Annotated in this window: 9 protein-coding genes; 7 read left to right on the top strand and 2 right to left on the bottom strand. The window is 42.8% G+C overall.

The window, feature by feature from the left end:
- The first annotated feature begins 7 nt into the window (after positions 1–7).
- From DYI81_RS01115 to DYI81_RS01090, 6 genes are all read left to right on the top strand, one after another.
- Positions 8–1255 carry an efflux RND transporter periplasmic adaptor subunit gene (locus tag DYI81_RS01115; protein ID WP_117006479.1) on the top strand — a complete coding sequence of 416 codons (1248 nt, stop codon included), beginning with the start codon at positions 8–10 and terminating at the stop codon, positions 1253–1255.
- Positions 1256–1267: 12 nt separating this feature from the next.
- A complete protein-coding gene (locus DYI81_RS01110) occupies positions 1268–4447 on the top strand; it encodes an efflux RND transporter permease subunit (protein ID WP_117006478.1) in 3180 nt (1059 codons plus the stop codon).
- Entirely contained in the window at positions 4447–5895 is a 1449-nt protein-coding gene (gene adeK, locus DYI81_RS01105) for a multidrug efflux RND transporter AdeIJK outer membrane channel subunit AdeK (RefSeq protein WP_117006477.1), read from the top strand. The genes DYI81_RS01110 and adeK overlap by 1 nt, the downstream gene beginning before the upstream one ends.
- Before the next feature lie 107 nt (positions 5896–6002).
- Complete coding sequence (locus DYI81_RS01100; protein ID WP_106984485.1) at positions 6003–6359, top strand: YbjQ family protein; 357 nt, start codon at positions 6003–6005, stop codon at positions 6357–6359.
- Positions 6360–6363: 4 nt separating this feature from the next.
- A complete protein-coding gene (locus DYI81_RS01095) occupies positions 6364–6798 on the top strand; it encodes a heavy metal-binding domain-containing protein (RefSeq protein ID WP_106984484.1) in 435 nt (144 codons plus the stop codon).
- Between the two features lie 32 nt (positions 6799–6830).
- Positions 6831–7256 carry a hypothetical protein gene (locus DYI81_RS01090; protein WP_117006476.1) on the top strand — a complete coding sequence of 142 codons (426 nt, stop codon included), beginning with the start codon at positions 6831–6833 and terminating at the stop codon, positions 7254–7256.
- A gap of 91 nt (positions 7257–7347) precedes the next feature.
- On the opposite strand, the gene DYI81_RS01085 is transcribed toward DYI81_RS01090, so the two are convergent.
- Together DYI81_RS01085 and DYI81_RS01080 are read right to left on the bottom strand one after the other, a co-directional pair.
- Positions 7348–8154 carry an SDR family oxidoreductase gene (locus DYI81_RS01085; protein ID WP_117006475.1) on the bottom strand — a complete coding sequence of 269 codons (807 nt, stop codon included), beginning with the start codon at positions 8152–8154 and terminating at the stop codon, positions 7348–7350.
- Positions 8155–8195: 41 nt separating this feature from the next.
- The gene (locus DYI81_RS01080; protein ID WP_117006474.1) at positions 8196–8861 is read right to left on the bottom strand and encodes a hypothetical protein; all 666 of its coding nucleotides are present in this window, start codon (positions 8859–8861) and stop codon (positions 8196–8198) included.
- 178 nt (positions 8862–9039) lie between these two features.
- Between DYI81_RS01080 and DYI81_RS01075 the strand changes: the two genes are divergently transcribed.
- The gene (locus tag DYI81_RS01075; protein ID WP_117006473.1) at positions 9040–11934 is read left to right on the top strand and encodes a valine--tRNA ligase; all 2895 of its coding nucleotides are present in this window, start codon (positions 9040–9042) and stop codon (positions 11932–11934) included.
- Positions 11935–11982 lie beyond the last annotated feature (48 nt).

Here is an 11982-nt window from a genome sequence, read left to right as displayed (position 1 = left end):
TGGAAGAATGATGTCTGCAAAGCTTTGGGCCCCTGCCCTAACCGCTTGCGCATTAGCAACAAGTATTGCACTTGTTGGTTGCAGTAAAGATCCAAAGGAGGCACAGCAAGCAGGCGCTGCTCAGCAAATGCCACCAACTGAAGTTGGAATTATCGTTGCGCAACCGCAAAGCGTTGAACAGTCTGTTGAACTTTCAGGCCGTACGACAGCATTTGAAATTTCTGAAGTGCGTCCGCAAACCAGCGGTGTCGTTCTGAAACGTCTTTTTGCTGAAGGAAGTTATGTACGCGAAGGTCAAGCATTATATGAAATCGACTCAAGTACCAATCGCGCTAATGTAGACAATGCACGTGCCTCGATTGCAAGTGCAGAAGCGAATTTAGGCGTATTACGTGTTAAAGAAGGTCGTTACCGCCAATTGGTTGGTAGCAATGCGATTTCAAAACAAGAATACGACGATATCGTTGCACAGGTTAAACTTGCTGAAGCTACATTAAATGCGAGCCGTGCAACACTGAAAAATGCCGAAATCAATTTAGGTTATTCTACAGTTCGTGCGCCAATTTCTGGTCAAACTAACCGCTCTACAGTGACATCTGGTGCTTTGGTAACAATGAACCAAGAAAGCCCATTGGTCACAATTCAGCGTTTAGATCCAATTTATGTTGATATTAACCAATCAAGCGCAGAATTGCTTCGCCTACGCCAGCAATTAAGCAAAGGTTCTTTGGACAGCAGTAACAACACTAAAGTGAAGTTAACGCTAGAAGATGGTAGTGAGTATTCACAAGAAGGTCGTTTAGCTTTCTCTGATGCCAGCGTGAATCCTGATACTGGTACAGTTACACTGCGCGCGGTGTTCCCTAACCCAAATCACCTCTTGCTTCCTGGTATGTTTGCCAATGCTAAAATCGTTCAAGGCGTAATTCCAAATGCATATTTGGTACCACAAATTGCGATTACACGCACACCTACTGGCCAAGCAATTGCCATGATTGTGAATGCTAAAGGTGCTGTAGAGTCTCGCCCTGTAACCACAGCTGGTGTACATGGCAAAGATTGGATTATCACTGAAGGTCTAACCACAGGTGATAAAGTGATTGTAGACGGTATTGCAAAAGTAAAACCTGAGCAACAAGTGGTTGCTAAACCTTACCAGCCTCAAGCTGCTGCTCCACAAGGTGCTCAAGGTCAAGCCAAACCAGCTTCTGAAGCTGCCGCTAAACCTGAACAAAAAGCTACTTCAAATACATAAGGGGTAGACTGAATGGCACAATTCTTTATTCATCGCCCCATTTTTGCGTGGGTGATTGCATTAGTCATTATGTTGGCGGGTATTATCACGCTGACAAAAATGCCGATTGCACAGTACCCAACCATTGCTCCACCAACGGTCACGATTTCTGCGACTTATCCTGGTGCATCTGCTGCCACTGTTGAAAACACAGTTACACAGATTATCGAACAGCAAATGAATGGCCTTGATGGCTTGCGCTACATTTCTTCAAACAGCGCAGGTAATGGTCAAGCATCGATTGCGTTAAACTTCGAACAAGGCGTTGATCCAGATATCGCCCAAGTTCAAGTACAAAATAAACTTCAATCTGCTACTGCACTTTTACCTGAAGACGTACAACGTCAAGGTGTAAAAGTAACCAAGTCTGGCGCAAGCTTCTTACAAGTTTTAGCGTTTTACTCACCAGATGGCAACTTGTCAGCAGATGACATTAAAGACTATGTAAACTCAAATATTTCTGAACCTCTAAGCCGTGTGGCAGGTGTAGGTGAAGTACAAGTATTTGGTGGGTCATACGCTATGCGTATTTGGATGGATCCATCCAAAATGGCCAACTTACAAGTCACTCCTAGCGATATTGCAAGTGCGCTCAAAACCCAAAACGCACAAGTTGCAGTGGGTCAGTTAGGTGGTGCACCTGCGGTACAAGGCCAAGTGCTAAATGCGACAGTCAATGCACAAAGCTTATTGCAAACGGCTGATGAATTTAAAAATATCTTCTTAAAAAATACATCTAATGGTGCTCAAGTTCGCTTAGGCGATGTTGCGCGCGTAGAACTTGGTGCCGATAGCTATCAATTCGACTCTAAGTTCAATGGTAAGCCCGCTGGTGGTGTAGCCATTAAACTGGCTACAGGCGCAAATGCCCTAGATACTGCAAAAGCAGTAGAAGCGCGTTTGGTTGAACTGCGCAAGAACTATCCAACAGGTATGAAAGACCAATTGGCCTTTGATACAACACCATTTATTCAACTTTCAATTGAAAGTGTTGTACATACACTGATTGAAGCGGTGATCTTGGTATTCCTTGTGATGTTCTTGTTCTTACAGAACTGGCGCGCAACGATCATTCCAACCATGGCTGTACCAGTTGTTGTACTTGGTACTTTTGCTGTAATTAATGTATTTGGTTTCTCAATCAACACTCTCACTATGTTTGCGATGGTACTTGCCATTGGTCTTTTAGTGGATGACGCGATTGTTGTGGTCGAAAACGTTGAACGTATTATGGTGGAAGAACACCTAGACCCAGTACATGCGACTGAAATTTCAATGAAGCAAATTTCGGGTGCATTAATTGGTATTACCTCTGTATTGTCTGCGGTATTCGTACCTATGGCATTTATGAGTGGTACAACAGGTGTTATTTACCGTCAATTCTCTATTACGCTTGTAACGGCAATGATTTTGTCATTAGTTGTGGCTCTTACCTTTACCCCGGCCCTTTGTGCGACCTTGTTGAAACAACATGATCCAAACAAAGCGCCGAGTAACAGCTTACCTGCCCGATTCTTCCGTTGGTTTAACACAAGCTTCGATAAAGTTGCAGGTAAATACCAAAACGGCGTTAACCGCATGACCCATGCCAAGCTCTTCTCTGGCTTGTTATACGGTGTTGTAATCGTTATTTTAGGCTTCTTGTTTACCAAACTGCCTTCTTCATTCCTACCAGATGAAGACCAAGGTGTAGTCATGACTTTGGTTCAGTTACCACCTAACGCAACCTTAGAACGTACTGACAAAACCATTAACACCATGACAGACTACTTCCTGCATAAAGAAAAAGATTATGTTGAATCTGTATTCAGCGTATCTGGTTTCTCGTTTACAGGTGTGGGGCAAAATGCCGGTTTGGCATTTATTAAGTTAAAAGATTGGTCTGAACGTACTTCACCTGAGTCTCAAGTAGGTGCAATTATTGGCCGTGGTATGGCATTAAACATGATTGTTAAAGATGCTTCTTACATCATGCCATTACAACTACCAGCAATGCCTGAATTGGGTGTGAGCGCAGGCTTTAACTTACAGTTGAAAGATTCTGGTGGTGCTGGTCATCAACAGCTTCTTAATGCACGTAATGCAATCCTAGGCATGGCTGCTCAAGACAAACGCTTAATGGGTGTGCGTCCAAACGGCCAAGAAGATACACCTCAGTACAAAATCATTGTTGACCAAGCGCAAGCTGGTGCAATGGGTGTGAGTATTTCTGAAATTAACACCACGATGGGTATGGCTTGGGGCGGTTCGTACATCAATGACTTCATTGACCGTGGCCGTGTGAAAAAAGTATATATCCAAGGTGAATCAGACTCACGCATGATGCCTGAAGACCTGAATAAGTGGTATGTACGTAATAAACAAGGTGTAATGATTCCATTCTCAACATTTGCTACTGGCGAATGGACTTATGGTTCACCACGTCTTGAGCGTTATAATGGTATTTCATCCATGAACATTCAAGGTACGCCAGCACCAGGTGTGAGCTCGGGTGATGCGATGGCGGCTATGGAAGAAATCGTTGCGAAATTGCCATCTATGGGCTTACAAGGTTTCGATTACGAATGGACTGGGTTATCTCTTGAAGAACGTGAGTCTGGCGCACAAGCTCCATTCTTATACGCACTTTCATTGCTTATCGTATTCCTGTGCTTAGCAGCGTTGTATGAAAGCTGGTCTATTCCATTCTCTGTATTATTGGTCGTACCTTTGGGTGTAATGGGTGCTGTTGCATTAACATTCTTAGGTATGGTGTTGTTTAAAGATCCGAACCTGTCAAACAACATTTACTTCCAAGTCGCGATCGTAGCAGTCATTGGTTTGGCTGCCAAAAACGCGATTTTGATTGTAGAATTTGCCAAAGAACTTCAGGAAAAAGGCGAAGAGCTATTTGATGCAACAATGCATGCAGCAAAAATGCGTTTACGTCCAATCATTATGACAACTTTAGCTTTCGGTTTTGGTGTATTACCGCTTGCCTTAGCTTCTGGCGCGGGTGCAGGTAGTCAGCATTCTGTAGGTTATGGTGTCTTGGGTGGTGTAATCAGCTCGACGCTGTTAGGTATCTTCTTCATTCCTGTGTTCTACGTATGGATTCGAAGTATCTTTAAATACAAACCAAAACAACAAAACAATCAGGAGCACACATCGTGATGCAAAATATATGGTCTATTACAGGTCGTAGCATTGCGGTTTCTTCACTTGCGCTTGCTTTGGCTGCCTGCCAAAGCATGCGCGGTCCAGAACCGGTCGCACAGGCAAATATCCCACAAAGCTATACAGCAAGTGCTTCTGGCACGTCTGTGGCTGCGCAAGGTTACAAAGACTTTTTCGCTGACCAGCGTTTGGTTCAAGTTCTTGATTTGGCTTTAGCAAATAACCGTGATTTACGTACTGCTGCACTCAATATTCAACGTGCACAACAACAGTATCAAATTACGGCAAATAACCAACTTCCAACCATTGGTGCAAGTGGTGATGTGCTACGCCAAGACCAAGGTGCGGGTGCCCAAACACGTTATAACGTCGGCCTTGGTGTGACTGCTTATGAGCTTGATTTTTGGGGTCGTGTACGTAGCTTAAAAGACAATGCTTTAGACAGTTATCTTGCCACTGCCAGCGCACGTGATGCGACTCAAATTGCACTCATCGGCCAAGTTGCACAAGCATGGTTAAACTACTCATTTGCCAATGCGAATCTAAAGCTTGCTGATCAAACTTTAAAAGCACAGCTTGAGTCTTATAACCTCAACAAAAAACGCTTTGATGTAGGTATTGACAGTGAAGTTCCTGTTCGTCAGGCACAAATTTCTGTAGAAACTGCACGTAATGATGTTGCGAACTACAAGACCCAAGTTGCTCAAGCACAAAACTTACTCAACCTCTTGGTGGGTGAGCAAGTGCCTGAGAGTTTGTTAGCGAAACAACGTGTAACACGTATTACGTCAAACAATACTATTGGCTCTGGTCTACCAAGCGAACTCCTGAACAACCGTCCTGACATTCGCGCTGCTGAATATAAATTATCAGCTGCAGGTGCAAATATTGGCGCAGCCAAAGCACGTTTATTCCCAACGATTAGCCTCACAGGCTCTGCGGGTTATGCGTCTACAGACTTAGGTGATTTATTTAAGTCAGGTAGCTTTGTTTGGGGTGTAGGTCCAAGCATAAACTTACCAATCTTCGATTGGGGTACACGTCAAGCCAACATTAAAATTTCAGAAACAGACCAGCAAATTGCTTTGTCTGATTATGAAAAATCAATACAGTCAGCATTCCGTGAAGTGAATGATGCACTAGCTGTACGTCAAAACATTGGCGACCGTCTATCTGCACAAAAACGCTTAGTTGATGCAACCAATACGACTTACAAACTATCGAATGCCCGCTTCCGTGCTGGTATTGATAGCTACTTAACTGTATTAGATGCACAGCGTACGTCTTATGCTTCTGAACAAGGCTTGTTGCTCCTTGAGCAAGCAAATTTAAACAACCAAGTTGAGTTATACAAAACACTCGGTGGTGGTATTAAGGCTAACACTAGCGATGCTGTACAACAACAGCCATCAAGTGCAGAACGTAAAGCAGCAACTACCAAATAATTGCGCGACACTTAATAAAGAGCTCACTTCGGTGGGCTTTTTTATTGCTTTTTAGCTATAACTTTTCTATCTTCACTGTATTCTTTTTTTGATATTGATCACTAAAAATGCTACTGAGTAATCTTGAATCTGTACCTGGCCATACCATTACCCAACAACTTGATGTGGTTTATGGGAGCACTGTACGTAGTAAACACGTGGGACGTGACCTATTAGCAGGACTTAAAAATATTGTTGGTGGCGAACTTACAGCCTATACCGAACTATTAGAAGAATCACGCCAAGAAGCCATGGACCGTATGGTGGCAAAGGCGCAAGCTTTGGGTGCCAATGCAATCGTGGGTATTCGCTTTTCGACTTCAAATATTGCGCAAGGTGCATCTGAATTGTTTGTTTATGGGACTGCTGTGCGCGTAGAAGCCAATCAGCCAAAACTGCCTGATCCATTCCCAACACAAGGCTAAGGCTATGGATGCTTTTCTTTTTAAAGTTGTCATTTTTGTTATTTTATTTGCTATCGGTTGGGGTTTTGGCCGTCGTGCCGAAAGTAAACACTTGGCTGAGCTTGAGGTACAGGAAAAACGTCTTGCCTATATCCGCTTAGACAGTAGTCGTTTTAAAACCAGCGAACAGCCGGGACAAATGATCAGCAGCAATGTGGTCATTTCTCATGATTATTTTAAATATGTGATTGCCAATATTCAGAATTTTTTTGGCGGCAACCTGAGCAGCTACGAAACAGTCGTAGAACGTGCGCGCCGCGAAGCCGTAGTTCGCTTAAAGCTTGAAGCAGAAAAAATCGGCGCATCTGAAATATTAGGGTTACGCCTCAGCACCACTGAAATGGGCATGGAAGGTGGTATGGTAGAAGTATTTGCTTATGGAACAGCCATTCAAAAATAATAAATCGTTAGAAAAAATATTCGGCTTAAATCATGAATAAGAAAAAAGTTATTGGTTATATTTTAGGTGGAATTGGTGGGTATATATTTAGTCACTATGTGATTTCACCTTATTTTCTTGGAAGCAATGCAGATAAAGTTCAAGAGCAGATCACAATAGCACTTGATGAAGAATTAAATCATTTACGTCGTAAATTACCACTAAGAATAGATAAATATAGTACGTTAATTGCTATTGATCGACGTGAATTAAGTGTTGCCTACACATCCGAACTGAATGCTGCACAGATTCAGAATAGTCCTTTAATGAATTATTCAACTCAAAGACACAAGGAAAATTTATGCGCATCAGTTGCTCATACATTTGAACATAACATTCACTACGATTTTATTTATAAGGATACCAACAACCAAATTCTACAAACTATTCCAATTGATAAAAAGTTGTGCAGAATTTGATGCCCAATGTAGTGGCATATCTCATGACGCTTAAATTTAAATAAGCGTCATTTCACTTTATATTTAATTTAATGAATGTGAGATCAAAAAATCACTTCACTTTCATTTTACGGATCATTTTATATAGCGTACTTGGCGACAGGCGTGATACCCATGTGCCCAAAACTTCTTTACGACCACCAACCACAATGTATTCTTCCCCTTTGAGCAATGCATTTACTGTAATTTTTGCAAACTCATCTGCTTCTAAACCATTGGCCGTGGCTTCATTATCATAGCCTTGCGCCTTGCCCTCTCCATTTAAAGCATTAATAGAGACATTGGTTTTGACAAAGCCTGGGAAAATGACAGATACATCGACCCCTTGCTCAGCAACTTCTGCACGTAAACTGTTGGCCCATAAGTGAATGGCTGCTTTAGCTGCCGAATATGAAGCGCGATACTGCGTACCCAATAGACCAGCCACGCTAGAAACAAACACAATGCGGCCTGATTTTTGTTGCAAGAAAGATGGTAATGCTGTTTTGGTCAAAAATACTTGTGAAAAGTAATCCAGCTCCATAATGGCGCGTTCAGTCTGCATGGTGGTTTCTGTAATGAGCGCGCGCTGGCTTAAGCCTGCATTATTAATCAGCCAATCGATACGACCTTTGCACTGTAAGACCTGTTCATAGGCATGGCGGACTTGATTTTCATCAGTAATATCCGCTGCTATAGATAAATGCTGTTCAGGTTTTAGTAAGCCAACACGTACATTTTCCAACTCCTCAAAACGACGTGCAGTTAGCACAACGTGTGCACCTTGCAATGCACATTCCTGTGCCAGCGCCTTGCCTAAACCAGATGAAGCACCTGTAATCCAAACAACTTTGCCTTGCAAACTTTTCAGTTGCGCCATGTTCTTCCCCTGTTATGCGAACTGCAAATCAAACTCGATATTTAACTTTTTACTGCTTCTTGCTGAATAAAGCCAATAAAATGATCAAAATATGGGCTTATTGCTTGGGCATTATAAATTGAACCCAATTTATCAAAGCGCTTATAGCCCAGCTGAGTAGTTAGATTAATCACCCCATTTAAGGTTTTATCCAATACTATATTGAATTTCAACATTTTTTTAGGCTCACGCACCAAATGTGTAACCCCTTGATCGACCACTTCGGTAAATGCCTTCAGTGCAGTCGGTACATATTGGTTATTACCCAGTTTAATCTGTTCAACACAGCCCAGTAATTCTGTAATCAAGGCATTGTCGACTGGATAAGTTACAAAGGTGTTGCCATTTTGATCGACAGTCAGCTCATGCAGATAATTGACCATGGGTTTGAGACGATCATTGCCAAAAAATGACACCGACCACGGCATATATTTGCGGGTCATTTCAGTCACCTGCTTAATGATTTTTTCTGACTCATGATCACTTGAGCTGGACATTTTTGCCATACTTCCAAAGACTTGATCGATAATATCGCAGGCTATATCCGCCAGAGTATCCCCCAAGGGCTTTGCCATGCTATCGGTATTATTTTCGTTGATTTTTTGATGTATGCCCATAAAACGTTGGTGTGTTTCTGGCTGAATTTTAAGGAAAATTGTATAACTCATTGCAGGCCTCCTTGTTATAGTGTTTAACGGTCTACGTGTTCTTTTCTTAAGCCTATCATAATGCTAAGGATTGGTACTGCCAATTGGCGAAAGTTTACATTCTTGCAACATCCCTAAATCTCCATTTTTTTTGCTACAATAGGTCTAATTTTTTATCCACTTTTGATCTGTTTAGACTATGACTGATTCAGCGCAAAATATTGCTACGACCTACGATCCAACCGAGATCGAAAAAAAATGGTACCAAACTTGGGAAGAGCGCGGTTACTTCAAACCGTCTGAAAAAGGTGAATCATTCTGTATCATGATTCCACCGCCAAACGTCACTGGTAGCTTGCACATGGGTCATGGTTTTAACAATGCCATCATGGATGCTCTGACTCGTTATAACCGTATGTCTGGCAAAAATACGCTTTGGCAACCAGGTACGGACCATGCGGGTATTGCAACGCAAATGGTTGTTGAACGTCAGTTGGGTGCTGAAGGTATTAGCCGTCATGACCTTGGCCGTGAAAAGTTCATTGAAAAAGTGTGGGAATGGAAAGAACAATCTGGCGGTAACATTACCCGTCAAATTCGTCGCTTAGGTTCTTCTGTAGACTGGTCTCGTGAACGCTTCACGATGGACGAAGGTTTATCAAATGCGGTGAAAGAAGTATTTGTTAAGCTACATGAAGAAGGCTTAATTTACCGCGGTAAACGCCTTGTAAACTGGGACCCTAAACTACAAACTGCCCTTTCTGACTTAGAAGTAGAGTCTGATAAAGAAGAAGCAGGTTCATTATGGCACTTCAAATATTTCTTTGAAGATAAGTCACTTCGTACCCACGACGGTAAAGATCACATCGTTGTTGCGACGACTCGTCCTGAAACATTGCTTGGCGATACAGCCGTTGCAGTTGCACTGGATGATGAACGCTATGCAGCACTTGTTGGCAAAAACATTATCTTGCCAATTACAGGCCGTGCTGTTCCTATCGTTAAAGACGAATATGTAGACAAAGAATTTGGTACAGGCTGTGTGAAAATCACCCCTGCGCACGACTTCAATGACTATGAAGTGGGCAAACGCTGTGAACTTCCAATCATCAACATCTTCAACAAAAATGCGGAAGTTCTTGCTGAGTTTGAATACATCGCGAAAGCGGGCGAGCAAATTTCTAAAACCATTCCTGCACCTGCGGACTACATTGGTTTAGAACGTTTTGCTGCACGTAAACAATTGGTTGCTCAAGCAGAAGCTGAAGGCTGGTTAGACCAAATTCAACCGTACACATTGAAGCCACCTCGCGGTGACCGTTCAGGCGTGATCGTTGAACCACTACTGACTGACCAATGGTACGTAAAAATTGCGCCGCTTGCTGAGCCTGCAATTAAAGCAGTGAAAGATGGCGAGATTAAATTCGTTCCTGAGCAATACAGCAACATGTACATGGCGTGGATGAACAACATCCAAGATTGGTGTATTTCGCGTCAATTGTGGTGGGGTCACCGTATCCCTGCTTGGTACGATGCTGAAGGTAACGTATTTGTAGGTCGTGATGAAGCTGAAGTTCGTGCGAAAAACGGCATTGCACCTGATGTTGAATTGAAACAAGACGAAGACGTGCTCGATACATGGTTCTCTTCAGGTCTTTGGACATTCTCAACTTTAGGTTGGACTGGCGACGCTGCGAAAGATAAAGAAAACTATTTCTTAAATACTTTCCACGCGACTGATGTACTGGTAACAGGTTTTGACATCATCTTCTTCTGGGTTGCCCGCATGATCATGATGACCATGCACTTCATGAAAAATGAAGACGGCACACCGCAAGTTCCGTTCAAAACTGTGTACGTTCACGGTTTGGTACGTGATGGCGAAGGTCAGAAGATGTCTAAATCTAAGGGTAACGTGCTTGACCCATTAGACTTGATTGACGGTGTTGATCTTGAAACTTTAGTACAAAAACGTACGACTGGTTTGATGAACCCGAAACAAGCGGCGAAGATTGAAAAATCTACCCGTAAAGAATTCCCTGAAGGTATTCAATCTTACGGTACAGACGCTGTTCGTTTCACATTCTGTGCGCTTGCCAACACAGGCCGTGACATTAAGTTCGACATGAAACGTGTTGAAGGTTACCGTAACTTTGCCAACAAGATCTGGAACGCTACGCGTTTCGTGATGATGAACTGTGAAGAGCAAGTGATTGGTCAAGAAGTGCGTCAAGACCTTTGGGAATTGCCTGAACAATGGATTGTCAGCCGTTTGCAAAAAGCGAAACAAGCGGTGCAAACTGCATTCGCGACTTATCGTTTAGACTTGGCTGCTCAAGCAATTTACGAGTTCATTTGGAATGAATACTGTGACTGGTATGTAGAGCTGACTAAGCCTGTTCTCAATGATGAAAACGTATCGGTTGAGCGTAAAGCTGAAGTACGTCGTGTTCTTCTTGCTGTAATGGAAGCGTCTTTACGTTTGGCTCATCCATTGATGCCTTACTTAACAGAAGAAATCTGGCAAACGCTTGCGCCGAAACTAAACATTTCTGGCGAAACAATCATGTTGGCTCAGTACCCTGTTGCAGATGAAGCGAAAATCAACGAACAAGCTGAAGCAGATATGCAATGGCTGCAAGGTTTGATTGGTGCGGTACGTAACATCCGTGGTGAGATGGGCTTAGGTAATGCACGCTTATTGCCTGTTCTTCTTCAAAACACCACTGATGCTGAAAAAGCGCAGATCACTCGTATTGAAGCGTTATTCACAGCGTTGGCGAAAGTTGAAAGCATTACGTTCTTGGCTGACGGTGAACAACCGCCATTGTCTTCTTCTTCTGTAGTGGGTCACGTGTCTGTATTTGTTCCAATGAAGGGTTTAATTGACCCTAAAGCGGAATTGGGTCGTCTACAAAAAGACTTAGACAAGGTTCAAAAACAGCATGACCAAATTGCTACTAAGTTAGGCAATGAAGGTTTTGTGGCGAAAGCGCCTGCTGCTGTGGTTGAAGGCGAGAAAGTGAAACTTGCTGAGTTTGCTGACCAGTTAGCGAAGATTAAAGCGAATATGGAGCAAATTGCAGCGCTTTAATGCTGTAGTTTGATTCAAAAAAATCCCCTCCTAGTGAGGGGATTTTTT

Origin of the sequence: Acinetobacter sp. SWAC5 (assembly GCF_003419885.1) — a bacterium.
In the GTDB taxonomy this organism is placed as follows: domain Bacteria; phylum Pseudomonadota; class Gammaproteobacteria; order Pseudomonadales; family Moraxellaceae; genus Acinetobacter; species Acinetobacter cumulans.
Note: the sequence above shows the minus strand (reverse complement) of the source record. Positions and strands in the feature narration are given on the sequence as shown.